We start from the raw sequence: 16,221 nt of genomic DNA on the forward strand, positions 1-16,221 counted from the left end.
GAAGTCGGGTTGGCCGTGACATGGGACTCACCCGACGCGAGGGACCCCTGTCCCCCGACGCACCCACCACCGTCAACTACGCGATCGACGGCCCGGCCCACAAACTGTTCGCCCAGCCCTTCCCACGCCGCATCCGGGCCGAGTTCGCCGGCCGCACGGTCGTCGACACCACCCGCGGGATGCTGGTCCACGAGACCGCGCTGCTCCCGGTGCTCTACGTGCCCTTCGACGACGTCGACGAGGACGTGCTCGTCCCCACCGACCACTCGACGCACTGCCCGTTCAAGGGCGACGCGAGCTACCACTCGCTGGTCGTGGGCGACCGGACCGCGGAGAACGCCGTGTGGTCCTATCCCGAGCCGAAGCCCGGGGCGCCGTGGCTGAAGGGCTACGCCGCCTTCTACTGGGACGCCCTCGACGCCTGGTACGACGAGGAGGAGCAGGTCTTCGCGCACCTCACCGACCCGTACACCCGCGTCGACGTGCGGCCGACGCGTCGCCGGGTGCAGGTCCGGCACGGCGACACCGTGCTCGCCGAGTCCGACGCGCCGTCCGTGCTGTCCGAGACCGGCCTGCCCAACCGCTGGTACCTGCCGAAGGAGTCGGTCCGGGTCGAGCTGCGCCCGTCGGACACCCGCAGCCGCTGCCCGTACAAGGGCGAGGCGCGCTACTGGACGGCGGTGCTGCCGGACGGGACCGAGATCGCCGACGCGGCGTGGGAGTACGACACGCCGCTGCCGGAGTCGAGCAGGGTCGCGGGCCTGCTCAGCTTCTGGGGCGAGGGCGTCGAGGTGCGGGTCGACGGCGAGCCGGCCTGATCCCTACTCGTCCTCGAGCAGGGCCTCGATGGCCGGCAGCGCGGCCCGGATCACGGCCCGCTGCCCGGCGTCGAGGCGCTGCAACCGCCGGGCGACGAGCGCGGTGCGGTGGGTGCGGATCTCGTCGAGCCGGACCCGGCCCGCGTCGGACAGCGTGATCAGCACGCCGCGGGCGTCCTGCGGGTCCGGCGTGCGCACGACCAGGCCCTGGTCGTCGAGCGCGCCGAGCACCCGCGACATGGTCGGCGCCGTGACGGCCTCGCGTTTCGCCAGGTCGGAGAGCCGCAGCGGGCCGTGCATCGCGATCGTCACCAGCGCGGAGAGCTGCAGCGGGGGCAGCGAGTCCCCGCCGTCGATCCGGATCCGCCGGTGCAGCCGGCCCACGGCCAGCCGCAGCCGGGTGGCCTCCTCGGTGAGTTCCGGATCCTCGGCGGAGCGATCGGGCGATCGATCGGGCGGCGGGACGTGCTCCGCGGTCATCGGCCCATCCTGCCAGCCGGACAGTTCGGACAGTGCAGAGGTGCCGGGACCAGGTGCGTCTCACACCTTCCGCAGGCGGATCCGGGTGACGTCGTGCCGCGGGCCCTTGGTCAGCACGAGGCTGGCCCGGCCGCGGGTCGGCAGGATGTTCTCCTCCAGGTTCGGCCCGTTGATCGTGGCCCAGATGTTCTCCGCGTGGGCCACGGCGGCGTCGTGGTCGAGCTCGGCGTAGCGGCGGAAGTACGACGCGGGGTCCCGGAACGCGGTCTCGCGCAGCTTGAGGAAGCGGTCGACGTACCAGCGGCGCAGGTCCGCGGTCGCGGCGTCGACGTAGACCGAGAAGTCGATGAAGTCGCTCACGGTCAGGGCCGTGCTGCCCGAGGCCGGCTGCAGGACGTTGAGCCCCTCGATGAGCAGGATGTCCGGGCGGCGGACCACCAGCCGCTCGTCGGGCACGATGTCGTAGACCAGGTGCGAGTAGACCGGCGCCGTGACCTCGGCGCGGCCCGCCTTGACCTCGGTGACGAAGCGCAGCAGGGCCCGCCGGTCGTAGGACTCCGGGAAGCCCTTGCGCTGCATGAGCCCCCGGCGCTCCAGCTCGGCATTGGGGTGGAGGAAGCCGTCCGTGGTGACCAGCTCCACCCGCGGGTGCTGGGGCCAGCGGGCGAGCAGCAGCCGCAGCAGGCGCGCGGTCGTGGACTTGCCCGCCGACACCGAGCCCGCGATCCCGATCACGAAGGGCGTGCGCGCCGCGGTGCCGCCCAGGAAGGTCCGGTAGGCGCGGTAGAGCCGCGCGCCCTCCTGCACGTGCAGGTTCAGCAGCCGGGACAGCGGCAGGTAGACCTCGCGCACCTCGTCGAGGTCCACCGCGTCGCCGAGCGAGCGCACCCGCTCCAGCTCGGTCGCGGTGAGCGGGAGGGGGCTCGTCTCCCCCAGCCGGGCCCAGGAGGCGCGGTCGAAGTCGACGAACGGCGAGGAGCCCCCGTCGCGATGGCCGAGGGAGGCGCCCGGGACGCCGGGCGGGAGCACGTGCCGTGGGGCACGGCGGTCGGTCTGCTCTGTGGCCTGCACCGTCGCGGGCATCGGGACCTCGGTCCTGTCGGGTTCTTCGGGTGCGATGGAGGTCCAACCTAGACGTGGATCGGCCGGCCGACCCGGCGACGTGGGGCGAACCACTCCGCCGGCCGGCGTGATCGATCCGACGTCCCGACGGGATACCCGGCAGGATGCGCGCTATGTCCGGGACGACCCCCGCGCTGGACCGCCGCCGCGGCCTGCTGGCCCGTCTCGGACGCCGACGCCGCCGCGCGGCTCGGCTGGCAGCGGGCCCGGCAGGCGGCGGTGGACGCCGCCGCCCGTGGCGCGATCCGCACCACCTCTTCGCGCCCGCCTCCGCCGCCGACGTCGCCGGGTTCCTCGGCACCTCGGTGGCCGCCGCACGGCCCGCCCTGCCGGCGGACCTCGTGCCCGTGACCCTCGAGGGCCGGGCCCGCTCGGGTCCGTCCGGAGGAAACGCGTCGTGCACGCGGCCACTGCCGGGGGCGGGACGGCACCGGTCGCCCTAGACTCGGGCGAGCGCCGCCGGTACCGCCGTCCGTGGCGCGTGCACCCGAGCCCGACAGGAGACCCGTTGCCGTCCGCGTCCGCAGGACCGTCAGGCAGTAGCGAGCCGGGCCCGGCCCGGCTGCACCGATCCGGGGGACGTCGCCCGCTCCCCGCCCGCCACCCGCACCGGTGGTGCCGGTGACCGTCCTCCTCTCCCTCCTCGGCCTGCTGGCCGTCGTCGCCCTCACGCTGGGCACCGCGGTGTCGGTCGCGTCGGAGTTCTCCCTGACCGCGCTGGAGCGCAGCCAGGTCGACTCGCACGTCGCGGCCGTCGGCGACCGCCGGGCCCGGGCCGTGCAGCGCGCGCACCGCTCCCTGTCCTTCCAGCTCTCCGGCAGCCAGCTCGGCATCACCGTGACCACCCTGGCCACCGGCTACATCGCCGAACCCGCGATCGCCGAGCTCATCCGGCCGGGCCTGCAGGCCGTCGGCGTGTCCGAGGGGATCGCGGCCGGTGCGGCCACGATCGCCTCGCTGGTCATCGCGACCACGCTGTCGATGGTGTTCGGCGAGCTGGTGCCCAAGAACATCGCGATCGCCCGGCCGCTGGAGACCGCCCGCGCGGTCGTCTGGCTGCAGAGCGGGTTCGCGCACGCCTTCCGCTGGCTGATCGACCTGCTCAACAGCTCGGCCAACGCCATCGTCCGCCGGCTGGGCGTCGAACCCGCCGAGGAGCTGCGGTCGGCCCGGTCGCCGCACGAGCTCAGCTCCCTGGTCCGGTCCAGCGCCGAGCACGGCACGATCGACGAGGGCACCGCGGCGCTGCTCGACCGGTCGCTGCGGTTCACCGACCGGGTCGCCGAGGACCTGATGACCCCGCGCGTGCGGGTCGACGCGCTCGACGCCGCGGACTCGGTCGCCGACCTCGTCGCCCTCGCCCGGCGCAGCGGGCACTCCCGCTTCCCGGTGCACGACGGCGACCCGGACGCCGTGCTCGGGCTCGTGCACGTCAAGCAGGCCTTCGGGGTCGAGCCGCGCGCGCGGGCGAGCACCCCGGTGCGCGACCTCGTCCAGGCCGCCGAGATCGTCCCCGCCTCCCTCGACGGCGACGAGCTGCTCTCCCGGCTGCGCGAGTCCGGGCTGCAGACCGCCGTCGTCGTCGACGAGTACGGCGGCACGGCGGGGCTGGTCACCCTCGAGGACCTGATCGAGGAGATCGTCGGCGACGTCCGGGACGAGCACGACCGCGCCGAGCAGGCCCGGGTGCGTCCGCTCGGCCGCGACAGCTGGCTCGTGTCCGGGCTGATGCGCGCCGACGAGGTCGTCGAGGCCACCGGCTTCCACATGCCCGAGGGCGACTACGAGACCCTGGCGGGGATGGTGCTGGAGAAGCTGGGCCGGATCCCGGACGTCGGCGACGACGTCTCCGTCGACGGCTGGCGGGTCACCGTGATGCGCCGCGACCGCAACCGCGTGGCCGAGCTGCGGCTCGCGCGGCCGGCGCCCGAGGCGGTGGCCCGTGGCTAGCGACCTGCTCGCCGTCCTCGCGGCGATCCTGCTGCTCGGCGCCAACGCGTTCTTCGTGATGGCGGAGTTCGCGCTGATCAGCGCGCGCAAGGACCGGCTGGAGGCGATGGCCGACAGCGGGGTCTCCGGCGCCGGTACGGTCCTGAAGGCGAGCGCGGACCTCGCCCGCATGCTCGCGGCGTCCCAGCTCGGCATCACGATCGCCTCGCTGCTGCTCGGCCGGCTCGGCGAGCCCGCGGTGGCGCACTTCATCGAGGCCCCGCTGGAGTGGGCCGGCCTGCCGGAGGCCGCGCTGCACCCGATCGCCTTCGCGCTCTCGCTCGCGCTGGTGTCGGTGGCGCACATCCTGCTCGGCGAGATGGTGCCCAAGAACATCTCGATCGCGGGCCCGGAGCGCGCGGCGATCCTGCTCGTGCCGCCGTTCCTCCTGTTCACCACGGTGATGCGGCCCTTCATCGACCTGTTCAACCACCTGGCCAACCTCACCCTGCGGGCGCTGCGGATCGAGCCGAAGGACGAGCTGGAGACCGCGTTCACCTCCGGCGAGCTGTCGGAGATGATCGCCGACTCCCGCCGCGAGGGCCTGCTCGACGACGAGGAGTCCACCCGGATCTCCCGCACGCTGCGCAACGCCGAGGCCACCGTCGGGGACGTGCTGGTGCCCGCCGCGGAGCTCGTCTCGCTGCCGGTCCGGCCACGGGTCGGCGACGTGCAGCGGGCGGTGGAGCAGACCGGCTTCTCGCGCTTCCCGCTGCGCGCCCCGGACGGCCGCTTCACCGGGTACCTGCACGTCAAGGACGTGCTCGACGTGATCGACGATCCCGACGCCGTCATCCCGCTCACCCGGGTGCGCGGCCTGCCCGAGGTGCCCGCCGACGCCCGGCTCGACGAGGCGGTCGCCGCCCTGCGCACCACCCGCGCCCACCTGGCCCGGGCCGTGGACCGCGTGGGCGCCACGGTCGGCATGGTGGCCATGGAGGACCTGATCGAGCACTACGTCGGCACGGTCCGGGACGCCACGCACACCAGCGAGGCTTGACCTCGACCCGGCTTCAGGTCGCAGGCTCGGCGGCATGAGCATCTTCACCGACGCCGAGCTGGAGTTCCTGACCACCGCCCGGACCGGCCGTCTCGCGACCCTGTCGAGGTCGGGGTCGCCGCAGGTGAAGGCGGTCGGCTTCCTGGTCGACGCCGAGGCCGGCACGGTCGACGTGCCCGGCCTCGACAACCCCTCCACGCAGAAGTGGCGCAACGTGCAGCGGGACGGCCGCGTCGCCCTGCTGGTCGACGACGAGGGCCGGCCCGGCAGCCGCCGGCCACGGTCGCTGGAGATCCGGGGCCGCGCCGAGGCCCTGCCGGACGTCCACCCGGTGACCGCCTTCCCGGGCGTCAAGCCGGGGGTGATCCGCATCCACCCGACGCGGATCGTGGTGTTCGGGGTGGAGGACGGCGGCCCGGGCAGCCGCGACGTCGCGTGAGCCACCGCCCCTGCCGGGGCGGGCGACCCGCACGGCCCCCGGCGACTGCGGAGATCCTCCCGGGTACCGTTGCGGCACGTGGTGACCGAGGAGCTGCGCGAGGAGGAATGGCGCGCCCGCGCCGCCGCCCACCGCACCCGGATGGAGCGCTGGACCCTCCCGCACCGCGAGCGCCGCCGCCGCGGGGAGGCCCACCCCGTGCAGGACTTCCTCTTCACCTACTACTCGCTGCGGCCCGCCCAGCTCGAGCAGTGGCACCCCGGCCCGGGCGTGCGCCTGCTCGGCGACGCCCGCGAGTTCACGGGCCGGCCCGGCTACCGGCCCGACGGCGCGGGGGTGGTCCTGGACCCCGCCCTGCTGCCCGAACGCCTGCACCGGACCGCGGGCTTCGTGCACGGCCTCGCCTCGGCGACGGCCGCTCGGCCCGCCCGCTACGGCTGCTTCGGGCTGCACGAGTGGGCGATGGTCTACCGCACCGACCGGCCACGGCACGGCGCGGTGCCGCTGCGCCTCGGCGCGGCCGGCACGGACGCCGTCGTCGAATCGCTGCCGGTGACCTGCACGCACCACGACGCGTTCCGCTTCTTCACCGCGGCCGCCCGCCCGCTCAACCGGCTCCAGCCGGCCCGCGAGGACCAGGTCGCCCTGGAGCAGCCGGGCTGCCTGCACGCGACCATGGACCTCTACAAGTGGGCGTACAAGCTGCTCCCGGCCACCCCGGCCGAGCTGCTGGGCGACTGCTTCGCGCTGGCCACCGAGGTCCGCGAGCTGGACATGCGGGCCAGTCCCTACGACCTGGCCGACCGCGGTTACGCCCCCGTCCGGATCGAGACACCCGAGGGCCGCGCCGAGTACGCCCGCGCCCAGCAGGCCGTCGCCGAGCGCGCCGCGCCGCTCCGCGCCCGCCTCGTCGACCTCTGCACCACCCTCCTGGACCCGGTGAACGGCACTCTCGCTCCTACCTGAGTGTCGAGCGAGAGCGCCGGTCGCTCGGTGGTGGTGCGGCGGGTCAGGAGGTGTAGGCCTCGATCGGCGGGCAGGAGCAGACCAGGTTGCGGTCGCCGTGCGCCTGGTCGATGCGCCGGACCGGCGGCCAGACCTTGCGGTCGTGCACCCCGGGCACGGCACCCGTCGGGTAGGCCGCGAGGTCGCGCGGGTACGGATGGTCCCACTTGTCCACCAGGCAGGCGGCGGTGTGCGGGGCGCCGCGCAGCGGGTTGTCGTCGACCGGCCACTCCCCCGCCTGCACCCGGCGGATCTCGTCCCGGATCCCGATCATCGCGTCGACGAACCGGTCGATCTCCGCGAGGTCCTCGCTCTCGGTCGGCTCGACCATGAGCGTGCCGGCGACCGGGAAGGACATGGTCGGGGCGTGCAGGCCGTAGTCGGCGAGGCGCTTGGCGACGTCGTCGACCGTCACGCCGGACTCCTTGGTGATCCCCCGCAGGTCGAGGATGCACTCGTGGGCGACCGCCCCGTCCCGGCCGGCGTAGAGCACCGGGTAGTGCTCGCCGAGCCGGGCGGCCACGTAGTTGGCCGCGGCGACCGCGGTGAGGGTGGCCCGCCGCAGTCCCTCGAGGCCCATCATCCGGATGTACGCCCAGGAGATCGGCAGCACGCCGGGGCTGCCGTACGGCGCGGCCGACACCGGTCCGACCTCCCCGCGGCCGGGCAGGAACGGCGCGAGGTGCTCGGCCACGGCCACCGGCCCGACGCCCGGGCCGCCGCCGCCGTGCGGGATGCAGAAGGTCTTGTGCAGGTTCAGGTGGCTGACGTCGCCGCCGAACGCGCCGGGCCGCGCGAGCCCGAGCAGCGCGTTCAGGTTGGCCCCGTCGACGTAGACCTGGCCGCCCGCCTCGTGCACCGCGGCGCAGACCTCACGGACCTCCGCCTCGTACACGCCGTGCGTCGACGGGTAGGTGATCATCAGCGCGGCGAGGGCCGCGCCGTGCTCCGCGATCTTGGCGCGCAGGTCGTCCAGGTCGACGTCGCCGGCCGCGTCGGTCGCCACCACGACGACGCGCATCCCCGCCATGACCGCCGACGCCGCGTTGGTGCCGTGCGCGCTCGACGGGATCAGGCAGACCGTGCGGCCGGCCTCGCCGCGCGAGCGGTGGTAGGCCGCGATGGCCAGCAGCCCGGCCAGCTCGCCCTGGCTGCCGGCGTTGGGCTGCACCGAGACCGCGGCGTAGCCGGTCAGCTCGGCGAGCCACCGCTCGAGCTGCGCGATCATCTCCCGGGTCCCCTCGCTGTCCTCCGCGGGGGCGAAGGGGTGCAGCTCCGCGAACTCCGGCCAGGTGATCGGCTCCATCTCGGCGGTCGCGTTGAGCTTCATGGTGCAGGAGCCCAACGGGATCATCGTGCGGTCGAGCGCGAGGTCGGCGTCGGCGAGCCGGCGCAGCCACCGCATGAGCGCGGTCTCGGAGCGGTGCTCGTGGAAGGTCGGGTGGGTCAGGAACTCCGACTCCCGCCGCAGGTCGGCGGGCAGGGCGTCGGAGGTGGCGCCGTCGAGCTCCGACACGTCGGCCTCGACGCCGAACGCCTCCCACAACGCCCGGAGGTGCGCGGTCGTGGTCAGCTCGGAGCAGGCCAGGCCCAGCTCGTCGGCGGAGATGCGGCGCACGGAGATCCCCACCGCGTGCGCCGCGTCGGCGATCGCCTCCGCCCGGCCCGGCACCCGTGCCACCACGGTGTCGAAGAAGTTCTCGTGCGCGACCTCGACGCCGCCCGCGCGCAGCCCCGCGGCCAGCACCGCGGCCATCCGGTGGGTGCGCCGGGCGATCCGGGTCAGCCCCTCCGGCCCGTGGTAGATCGCGTAGCAGGCGGCGACGACGGCGAGCAGCACCTGCGCGGTGCAGATGTTCGACGTCGCCTTCTCCCGCCGGATGTGCTGCTCGCGGGTCTGCAGGGCCAGGCGCAGGGCGGGGTTGCCGTCCGCGTCCCGGGACACGCCGACCAGCCGGCCCGGCAGCTGCCGGGCGAACTGCTGGCGCACCGAGAGGAAGCCGGCGTGCGGGCCGCCGAAGCCGAGCGGCACGCCGAAGCGCTGGGTGGTGCCGACGGCGGCGTCCGCCCCGAGCTCGCCGGGCGGGGTGAGCAGGGTCAGCCCGAGCAGGTCCGCGGCCACCGCGACCAGGCCGCCGCGCGCGTGGGCCTCCTCGATCAACGCCCGGGGGTCGGCGATCCGGCCGGACGCGCCCGGGTACGAGAGCAACAGGCCGAACAGCTCGCCCTCGGGCAGGCCCCGGCCCAGGTCGGCGACGACGAGCTCGATGCCGAGCGGCTCGGCGCGGGTCCGCAGCACGTCGACCGTCTGCGGGAGGGTGTCGGCGTCGACCACGAAGCGCGGGCTCTTCGCCTTGCCCGCCCGCCGCAGCAGGGTCATGGCCTCGGCGGCCGCCGTCGCCTCGTCCAGCAGCGAGGCGCCGGCCACGGGAAGCCCGGTCAGGTCGGCGACCATGGTCTGGAAGGCCAGCAGCGCCTCCAGCCGGCCCTGGCTGATCTCCGGCTGGTAGGGCGTGTACGCCGTGTACCAGGCCGGGTTCTCCAGGACGTGCCGGCGGATCACCGGCGGGGTGACCGTGCCCGCGTAGCCCAGACCGATCATCGGGACGGTCACGGTGTTGCGGGCGGCGAGTCCGCGCAGCTCGGCCAGCATCGCGGTCTCCGACGCCGGCGCCGGGATCGTGGTCGGCACCGCGCCGGTGTCGCGGATGCTCGGCGGCAGCGCGCGGTCGGCCAGCTCCTCCAGCGAGCCGACGCCGATCGCGGCGAGCATGCGCTCCAGCTCGGCCGGCCGGGGCCCGATGTGCCGGTCGGCGAAGGGCACCCCCGCCTCGAGCTCGGCCAGGGAGGGGGTACCGGGGGACGGAACGGGCGCGTCGGTCACGGGGACGACCTTTCGGGCGGCGGGCAGGACGGCATGCGGGTCGTGCTGCCCTCCCCCTCTGTCCCCACCCGGGTACCCCGGGTGCCTGAGAGATTCACCCGGCCAGGGCCGGGCTTTCCCCGTCGGCGGACGCCGGCAGGCCGGCGTCGCTTTCCAGAGGCGTCTCACCCGCGCGGTCTCGGGTGCCTGAGAGGTTCCGGGGAGGAGTTGCTCCTTCGGCGCCCGGCCCGAGTTCGGCCGGGTCTCTCCCGCGCAGGATCGGCGACTACCCGCCAAGGGTAGCGCCGGACCCCGTAGTTCCACCGAGGAAGCGGGCCGGGATCACCGCCAGACTCGCCGTATGAGCAGCTCGGACCGCAGCCCCGGCCCCGTCCCCTCCACCACCGCGGCCTTCCACCTGCAGGCGGTGGCGTCCTTCGCGGTCTCGCTCGCCGCCGTGACCGTGGGCGTGATCTACCTGCCCGCCGATCCCTGGGTGCGGGCCTTCCTGGCCGTGTCCGTCCTCTACGTGACGACCTCGGCCTTCACCCTCGCCAAGACGGTGCGGGACAAGCAGGAGCGCCTCACCGTGGTCAACCGGGTGGACCAGGCGCGGCTGGAGAAGCTCCTCGCGGAGCACGACCCCTTCCGCCCCGCCGCCTGACCGGGACCCGTCCCGCACGCCCCTGGGCGGACTGCACGACGCCTCGCGCCCTGACGCCGGGCCGCCCGATCACTCCGCACGTCCAGATGACCGTCAGGGTCGTTCAGGGCCCGCGGAACGACCCTGACGTTCATCTCGACCGCGAGTTGAGTCGAACCGGCCCCGGCCGGAACAGCCACAAGCCATGATCAGCAAGATGACGAGGCGGACGCGCCCGGAGGTGCCGGGCTGGCCGACGGCGTTCCGCGGGTCGTGGGCGATACGGGCCGGTCTGCTCACCCGGGGAGCCCTGCGCGGGCCGCGGTTCCGCCGCGTGCTGCCCGACGTGTACGTGCGGACCTCGGACCCGCCGAGTCTCGAGATGAACATCAGGGCTCGCACAACATGATCGAACAGCCCTCGCGTTCATCTCGACGGCGGTGCGGCGACCGGCGAGGGTCAGGAGCGGGCCGCGCGCGGGTGCGTCAGCTGATGGCGCGGCGGGCGCGGCGGCGGGAGAGCTCGTCCTCGGGGGCCTCGTCGACGGATCCGCCGTCGGCGCGCTCCATCGGGAAGTCCTTGATCGAGCCGCTGATCTCGCGCATCGCGCCGGAGACGGCGATGCCGAACACGCCCTGGCCGCCCTGCAGCAGGTCGACGACCTCCTCGGGCGAGGTGCACTCGTAGACGGTGGTGCCGTCCGAGAAGAGGGTGATCTGGGCCAGGTCCCGGATCCCCCGCCGGCGCAGGTGCTCGACCGCGACCCGGATGTTCTGCAGGGAGACCCCGGCGTCGAGCAGGCGCTTGACGACCTTCAGGACCAGGACGTCCTTGAACGAGTAGAGGCGCTGCGACCCGGAGCCCGCGGCCCCGCGGATCGACGGCACGACGAGCCCGGTTCGGGCCCAGTAGTCCAGCTGTCGGTACGTGATGCCGACGACCTGGCAGGCGGTGGGGCCACGGAACCCGACGAGCTGGTCCGGCAGGCCGTCGAGGCCCTCTCCGACCAGCGGGTCCGGGAAGAGCTCGCCCTGCTCGGGCCCGTCGGACGACGACGACCCGTCCACGGCACTCCCTCCGCCGGTCGGGACCTCCTGTCCCGACGCCCACTCACCTGTTGACGGAGCCGACGGTAAGCGCGCGGACGCCGACGGTCAACGCGCCACGCCGCCGCACACCCTGCTCACCCGGGCGTGTCGGCGATCGGCCGTATCCCCGAGGGGGGTGGACGCCCCACCAGGGCCCTTCCGACGACCGGGAGCGACGATCACGAGGGCCCCCGATCGGCCTTCGCACGACCCGGGATCAGCCCGGCTGGGCTCCCCGGAAGTCCTCGGGCGAGACGGAGTCGAGGAACTCGCGGAACTTCTCGACCTCGTCCTCCTGCTCGTCCGGGATGACCAGCCCGGCCTCCGAGAGCACGCTCTCGTCGGCGTGGATCGGCACCCCGACGCGGAGCGCGAGCGCCACCGAGTCACTCGGCCGCGCGGACACGGTGATCCCGCCGTCGAAGATCAGCTCGGCGTAGAACGTGCCCTCCTGAAGATCGGTGATCCGCACCTGCTCCAGCCGCCGCCCGAGCGCGCCGATCACGTCCTTCAACAGGTCGTGGGTCAGCGGACGGGCGGGCTTGACCCCCTGCTGCTCCAGCGCGATCGCGGTGGCCTCCACCGAGCCGATCCAGATCGGCAGGTAGCGGTCGCCCTGCGTCTCCCGCAACAGGAGGATGGGCTGGTTGGCGGGCAGTTCGACCCTGACTCCCACGACGCGCATCTCGCTCATGCGCCCGCCTCCTCACCCTGGGGTCCGACATCCTCGACGCTACACGCGCGACCGGTGCTTCGCGCGCCTCCGGACGGGCGTCGGGCGTGACTTTTCCGCCCCGCAACGCCACCGCGCCCGATCAGCCCTCCGCCCCGGCCTCGGACCCCGTGAGGAAGACGAGCCGGAACTTGCCGATCTGGACCTCGTCGCCGTTGGCGAGGACGGCCGTGTCGACCGGCTCCCGGTTGACGTAGGTCCCGTTGAGGCTGCCGACGTCGACCACGACGAACTCGCCGGAGTCCCGGCGGAACTCCGCGTGCCGCCGGGAGACGGTGACGTCGTCGAGGAAGATGTCGCTGTCCGGGTGCCGGCCCGCGCTCGTGGTCGGCCGGTCCAGCAGGAAGCGCGATCCCGCGTTCGGGCCGCGGCGGACGACGAGCAGCGCCGAGCCCGGAGGCAACGCGTCGACCCCCGAGACCGGCTGCTCCTGGGCCGGCGGCTCGACGTCGGCCAGGAAGTCCGCCCGGAAGACCGACGTGGTCTCCGGGGAACGCTCCGGCGGGACGCCGGGCCCGTCGTTCGTGCTCACCTCGGGGTCTCCTCCTGCGTGGTGCGGTCCCGGCCGCGCCGCTCGGGCGCCGCGGGGGATTGCTGTCGTGCGGGCCGCCTCGGCACGGCCGCCCGAACCTATCGTGCCGGGGGCGTGCGCGGGGGCCGGGGGACGGCTCTCAGGCGCCCTCGACGAGCTGCCGGTAGGCGGCCGCGTCGAGCAGGCCCGCGACCTCGTCGGCACCGGACCCGCCGAGCTCCAGCTCGACGATCCAGCCCTCGCCGTAGGCGGCGGAGTTGATCAGCTCCGGGTTGTCCTCCAGGGCCGTGTTCACGGCCACGACCTCGCCCGCGAGCGGGGCGTAGATGTCCGAGACGGACTTGGTCGACTCCACCTCGCCGAGCGCGTCGCCCTGCGCGAAGGTGTCGCCCACCGCCGGGAGCTGCACGAACACGACGTCGCCGAGCTGCTCCTGGGCGTGGTCGGTGACCCCGACCCGCACCCGGTCGCCGTCGAGGACCCGGACCCATTCGTGGGCCTCGGTGTACCGCAGGTCGTCCGGTGTGGCGGTCCGTTCGGCAGTCACGCTGCGCAGCCTAGCCCTCGGGTCGTGATCGGTCAGAGCGGACCGGGCCCGCGCGCATCGCCAGCACGAACTGCGTGAGGTAGAGCAGCCCGGACCACAGGTAGAGGGCCACGCCCCAGGCCGCGAAGGCGTACCCGAACGGCCGGGCGAGCTCGCCCCAGAACCCGGTCCGGGTGCCCAGCAGCAGGAGCGGGAACGCGTAGAGCAGCAGGAAGGTGGCCGCCTTGCCCAGGTACACCACCGGGAACGGGCCGTAGCCGTTGCGGCGCAGCACGGACACGCAGACCCCGAGCACGAGGTCGCGGCCCACGAGCACCACCACGACCCACCACGGCACGACCTCGCGCACCCCCAGCGCGATCAGCGCCGAGAGGATGTAGAGCCGGTCGACGGCGGGGTCGAGGAGCTCGCCGAGCCGCGAGTACTGGTCCAGCAGCCGGGCCAGCTTGCCGTCCGCCCAGTCGGTGACCCCCCCGACGGCGAGGACGAGGATCGCCCAGCCGTCGGCGTGCGGCCCGAGCAGCAGCCAGAGGAACAGCGGGACGCCGGCGAGCCGCAGCACGCTCAGCAGGTTGGGGACGGTGAGCACGCGCTCCGGCCCGATCACCCCTGTCACGACGGGGAGGGTACCGGTGGAGATCCGCCCGCCCGCGGGCGACGATGGCCCCATGGACGCCACCCGGCTGCGCGACGTGCAGACCCCGCTGAAGAAGCAGTACAAGGAGGACCCGGCCTCGGCCGTGGTCACGCTGCACGCCGACGGCGAGCTCGACGGCACCGGCGTGGCCTGCCGGGTCCGGACCGCGACGGCGCTGGCCGAGGCCGGGCTGCACCCGGCCACCGGCGGCGACGGCACCCAGCTCTGCTCCGGGGACATGCTCCTCGAGGCCCTGGTGGCCTGCGCCGGGGTGACCCTGCGGGCCGTGGCGACGTCGATGGGCCTGGAGGTCTCGGGCACCGTGCGCGCCGAGGGCGACCTGGACTTCCGCGGCACGCTCGGCGTCGACAAGGAGGCGCCGGTCGGGTTCCGGGACGTCCGGTTGTCCTTCGCGCTCGACACCACCGCGGACGAGGAGCAGGTCGCGAGCCTGATCAGGCTCACCGAGCGCTACTGCGTGGTGCTGCAGACCATCAAGGGCAACCCGCACACCGACGTGGCCGTCACCACGAACCGCTCCTGACCGCCGGGTAACGTCGCGGCATGGCAGGACCCGAGACAGGAACCGAGCCGGCCGCGGAGACCACCGGCGGGGACACCGGCGGGGACACCGGCGACCGTACGGGCGCGCAGGTGCTGCTGCGCACCCTGGTCGACGCCGGCGTCGACGTCTGCTTCGCCAACCCCGGCACGTCCGAGATGCACCTGGTGGCGGCGCTCGACGCCGAGCCGCGGATGCGCGCCGTGCTGACGCTGTTCGAGGGGGTCGCGACCGGCGCCGCGGACGGGTACGCCCGGATGGCGGACAAGCCGGCGGCCACGCTGCTGCACCTCGGGCCCGGCCTCGCCAACGGCACCGCCAACCTGCACAACGCGCGGCGGGCCGGCACCCCGGTGGTCAACGTCGTCGGCGACCACGCGCTGGACCACAAGCCGCTCGACGCCCCGCTCGAGTCGGACGTCGACGCCCTGGCCGGCACCGTGTCCGCCCGGGTGCACCGCAGCGTCGCCACCGCCGACCTGGGCCGGGACACGGCGGACGCCGTCGCGGCGGCGCTCGGCCCACCCCCCGCCGTCTCCACCCTGCTCGTCCCGGCCGACGTCGCCTGGACCTCGGCCGCCGGGCTCGAGCCCGGCGTCCTCGCGCCGCCGGTCGAACCGGGCCGCGGGGCGCTCGACGCCGACGCCCTGGAGTCCGCGGCCAAGGCGCTCCGGTCCGGCGAGCCCTGCATCCTGCTCGTCGGCGGCACCGGGCTGCGGGAGCGTGGCCTGGTCGCGGCGCACCGCATCGCGGCGGCGACGAGCGCCCGGGTGCTCGCCGAGTGCTTCCCCACCCGGCTGGAGCGCGGCGCCGGCGTCCCGCCGATCACCCGGCTCGCCTACCCCGGCGACGTCGCGCGTGAGCAGCTGGCCGGGACCGCGCACCTGGTGCTCGCCGGCGCGGCCTCGCCGGTGACCTTCTTCGGCTATCCGGGCAAGCGCGGCGACCTGGTGCCCGAGGGCGCCGCCGTGCACCGGGTCGCCGAGATCGGTGCGGCCGGCGCGATCGCCCTGGAGGCGCTGGCCGACCTGGTGGCCGCGGAGGTCACGGACGTGCCGCGCGCCGCGGCTATCCCGCCGGCGCTGCCGACCGGCCCGCTGACCGTGCAGTCCGCCGCCGAGGTCGTCGGCGCCCTGCTGCCCGAGGGCGCGATCGTGGTCGACGAGTCGGTCACCTCCGGCGCGAGCCTGCCGCAGGCCACGGCCGGGTCGCCGCGGCACGACTGGCTCACGCTGACCGGCGGCGCCATCGGGTTCGGCCTCCCGGCGGCCACCGGGGCCGCGGTGGCGTGCCCGGACCGGCCCGTGTGGTGCCTGCAGGCCGACGGCAGCGCGATGTACACGATCTCCGCGCTGTGGACGCACGCGCGGGAGAACCTGGACATCACCACGGTGCTCTACGACAACGGCGCCTACGCGATCCTGCGCGGCGAGCTGCTCGGCGTCGGCGCGTCCCTCCCCGCGGACTCCCCCGCCCGGTCGCTGCTCGACCTGGGCGCGCCGCGGCTGGACTTCGTCGCCCTCGCCACCGGGATGGGTGTCCCCGCCGTCCGGGCGGAGACGGCCGAGGAGCTGGCCGGCGCGCTGCGTCGGGCCGCCGCCGAACCCGGTCCGCACCTGGTCGCCGCGCAGGTCCCGCCGCTGGTCCCGTGATCGCGACCGCCGGGCGGGCCGTTCGTCGCGGTGTCGTGTCGCTTCGGCGCGGGTACCCCCGATCGCGGGACGGATGACCCCCGGTCGCGGCCGTAGGGTGGCGGCCTGGTC

Annotated in this window: 17 protein-coding genes and 1 riboswitch; of the genes, 9 read left to right on the forward strand and 8 right to left on the reverse strand. The window is 74.6% G+C overall.

Annotation, left to right across the window (positions count from 1 at the left end; genetic code table 11):
- Positions 1–20 precede the first annotated feature (20 nt).
- Positions 21–818 carry a DUF427 domain-containing protein gene (locus ACFQH9_RS00460; RefSeq protein ID WP_379562917.1) on the forward strand — a complete coding sequence of 266 codons (798 nt, stop codon included), beginning with the start codon at positions 21–23 and terminating at the stop codon, positions 816–818.
- A 3-nt stretch (positions 819–821) separates the two neighbouring features.
- On the opposite strand, the gene ACFQH9_RS00465 is transcribed toward ACFQH9_RS00460, so the two are convergent.
- Together ACFQH9_RS00465 and coaA are read right to left on the reverse strand one after the other, a co-directional pair.
- Positions 822–1,298 (reverse strand): MarR family winged helix-turn-helix transcriptional regulator, encoded by a 477-nt coding sequence (locus ACFQH9_RS00465; protein ID WP_379562919.1) that lies wholly within the window; start codon positions 1,296–1,298, stop codon positions 822–824.
- Between the two features lie 60 nt (positions 1,299–1,358).
- The gene (gene coaA, locus ACFQH9_RS00470) at positions 1,359–2,381 is read right to left on the reverse strand and encodes a type I pantothenate kinase (RefSeq protein ID WP_379562921.1); all 1,023 of its coding nucleotides are present in this window, start codon (positions 2,379–2,381) and stop codon (positions 1,359–1,361) included.
- A 660-nt stretch (positions 2,382–3,041) separates the two neighbouring features.
- Between coaA and ACFQH9_RS00475 the strand changes: the two genes are divergently transcribed.
- From ACFQH9_RS00475 to ACFQH9_RS00490, 4 genes are all read left to right on the forward strand, one after another.
- Positions 3,042–4,370 carry a hemolysin family protein gene (locus tag ACFQH9_RS00475; protein WP_379562923.1) on the forward strand — a complete coding sequence of 443 codons (1,329 nt, stop codon included), beginning with the start codon at positions 3,042–3,044 and terminating at the stop codon, positions 4,368–4,370.
- The gene (locus tag ACFQH9_RS00480) at positions 4,363–5,409 is read left to right on the forward strand and encodes a hemolysin family protein (RefSeq protein ID WP_379562925.1); all 1,047 of its coding nucleotides are present in this window, start codon (positions 4,363–4,365) and stop codon (positions 5,407–5,409) included. Before ACFQH9_RS00475 ends, ACFQH9_RS00480 begins: the two co-directional genes overlap by 8 nt.
- Before the next feature lie 34 nt (positions 5,410–5,443).
- Positions 5,444–5,848 carry a PPOX class F420-dependent oxidoreductase gene (locus tag ACFQH9_RS00485; RefSeq protein ID WP_379562927.1) on the forward strand — a complete coding sequence of 135 codons (405 nt, stop codon included), beginning with the start codon at positions 5,444–5,446 and terminating at the stop codon, positions 5,846–5,848.
- A 141-nt stretch (positions 5,849–5,989) separates the two neighbouring features.
- Positions 5,990–6,814 carry a 3-methyladenine DNA glycosylase gene (locus ACFQH9_RS00490; protein ID WP_379562987.1) on the forward strand — a complete coding sequence of 275 codons (825 nt, stop codon included), beginning with the start codon at positions 5,990–5,992 and terminating at the stop codon, positions 6,812–6,814.
- 43 nt (positions 6,815–6,857) lie between these two features.
- Here ACFQH9_RS00490 and gcvP read toward each other — a convergent pair whose 3' ends face one another.
- Entirely contained in the window at positions 6,858–9,737 is a 2,880-nt protein-coding gene (gene gcvP, locus ACFQH9_RS00495) for an aminomethyl-transferring glycine dehydrogenase (RefSeq protein WP_379562929.1), read from the reverse strand.
- A 163-nt stretch (positions 9,738–9,900) separates the two neighbouring features.
- Positions 9,901–9,998, reverse strand: a riboswitch (glycine riboswitch).
- A gap of 79 nt (positions 9,999–10,077) precedes the next feature.
- On the opposite strand from gcvP, the gene ACFQH9_RS00500 reads away from it, so the two are divergent.
- Positions 10,078–10,380 carry a YiaA/YiaB family inner membrane protein gene (locus ACFQH9_RS00500; protein ID WP_379562931.1) on the forward strand — a complete coding sequence of 101 codons (303 nt, stop codon included), beginning with the start codon at positions 10,078–10,080 and terminating at the stop codon, positions 10,378–10,380.
- 196 nt (positions 10,381–10,576) lie between these two features.
- Positions 10,577–10,768: a hypothetical protein gene (locus tag ACFQH9_RS00505; RefSeq protein WP_379562933.1), complete on the forward strand. Its 192-nt coding sequence runs from the start codon at positions 10,577–10,579 to the stop codon at positions 10,766–10,768.
- A 76-nt stretch (positions 10,769–10,844) separates the two neighbouring features.
- Here ACFQH9_RS00505 and ACFQH9_RS00510 read toward each other — a convergent pair whose 3' ends face one another.
- The 5 genes from ACFQH9_RS00510 to ACFQH9_RS00530 form a co-directional block, all read right to left on the reverse strand.
- Positions 10,845–11,426 (reverse strand): MerR family transcriptional regulator, encoded by a 582-nt coding sequence (locus ACFQH9_RS00510; protein WP_379562935.1) that lies wholly within the window; start codon positions 11,424–11,426, stop codon positions 10,845–10,847.
- Between the two features lie 238 nt (positions 11,427–11,664).
- A complete protein-coding gene (locus ACFQH9_RS00515) occupies positions 11,665–12,141 on the reverse strand; it encodes a bifunctional nuclease family protein (RefSeq protein ID WP_379562937.1) in 477 nt (158 codons plus the stop codon).
- A 121-nt stretch (positions 12,142–12,262) separates the two neighbouring features.
- Positions 12,263–12,712, reverse strand: coding sequence for a glycogen accumulation regulator GarA (gene garA, locus ACFQH9_RS00520; protein ID WP_379562939.1), 450 nt, complete (start codon positions 12,710–12,712; stop codon positions 12,263–12,265).
- Between the two features lie 139 nt (positions 12,713–12,851).
- Positions 12,852–13,259: a glycine cleavage system protein GcvH gene (gene gcvH / locus ACFQH9_RS00525; protein WP_379562941.1), complete on the reverse strand. Its 408-nt coding sequence runs from the start codon at positions 13,257–13,259 to the stop codon at positions 12,852–12,854.
- 10 nt (positions 13,260–13,269) lie between these two features.
- Entirely contained in the window at positions 13,270–13,875 is a 606-nt protein-coding gene (locus tag ACFQH9_RS00530; protein ID WP_379562943.1) for a CDP-alcohol phosphatidyltransferase family protein, read from the reverse strand.
- A 52-nt stretch (positions 13,876–13,927) separates the two neighbouring features.
- Between ACFQH9_RS00530 and ACFQH9_RS00535 the strand changes: the two genes are divergently transcribed.
- The gene (locus ACFQH9_RS00535; RefSeq protein WP_379562945.1) at positions 13,928–14,440 is read left to right on the forward strand and encodes an OsmC family protein; all 513 of its coding nucleotides are present in this window, start codon (positions 13,928–13,930) and stop codon (positions 14,438–14,440) included.
- A 20-nt stretch (positions 14,441–14,460) separates the two neighbouring features.
- Positions 14,461–16,110 (forward strand): acetolactate synthase large subunit, encoded by a 1,650-nt coding sequence (locus ACFQH9_RS00540; protein WP_379562947.1) that lies wholly within the window; start codon positions 14,461–14,463, stop codon positions 16,108–16,110.
- Positions 16,111–16,221: the final 111 nt, after the last annotated feature.

Source organism: Pseudonocardia lutea, from assembly GCF_042658055.1.
Classification (GTDB): Bacteria; Actinomycetota; Actinomycetes; order Mycobacteriales; family Pseudonocardiaceae; genus Pseudonocardia; species Pseudonocardia lutea.

Bases quoted from the DNA above. Each gene is read 5' to 3' on its own strand.
- ACFQH9_RS00460 (WP_379562917.1), top strand. From the start codon at position 21: ATGGGACTCACCCGACGCGAGGGACCCCTGTCCCCCGACGCACCCACC.
- ACFQH9_RS00465 (WP_379562919.1), bottom strand. From the start codon at position 1,298: ATGACCGCGGAGCACGTCCCGCCGCCCGATCGATCGCCCGATCGCTCC.
- coaA (WP_379562921.1), bottom strand. From the start codon at position 2,381: ATGCCCGCGACGGTGCAGGCCACAGAGCAGACCGACCGCCGTGCCCCA.
- ACFQH9_RS00485 (WP_379562927.1), top strand. From the start codon at position 5,444: ATGAGCATCTTCACCGACGCCGAGCTGGAGTTCCTGACCACCGCCCGG.
- ACFQH9_RS00490 (WP_379562987.1), top strand. From the start codon at position 5,990: ATGGAGCGCTGGACCCTCCCGCACCGCGAGCGCCGCCGCCGCGGGGAG.
- ACFQH9_RS00500 (WP_379562931.1), top strand. From the start codon at position 10,078: ATGAGCAGCTCGGACCGCAGCCCCGGCCCCGTCCCCTCCACCACCGCG.
- ACFQH9_RS00505 (WP_379562933.1), top strand. From the start codon at position 10,577: ATGACGAGGCGGACGCGCCCGGAGGTGCCGGGCTGGCCGACGGCGTTC.
- ACFQH9_RS00515 (WP_379562937.1), bottom strand. From the start codon at position 12,141: ATGAGCGAGATGCGCGTCGTGGGAGTCAGGGTCGAACTGCCCGCCAAC.
- ACFQH9_RS00535 (WP_379562945.1), top strand. From the start codon at position 13,928: ATGGACGCCACCCGGCTGCGCGACGTGCAGACCCCGCTGAAGAAGCAG.
- ACFQH9_RS00540 (WP_379562947.1), top strand. From the start codon at position 14,461: ATGGCAGGACCCGAGACAGGAACCGAGCCGGCCGCGGAGACCACCGGC.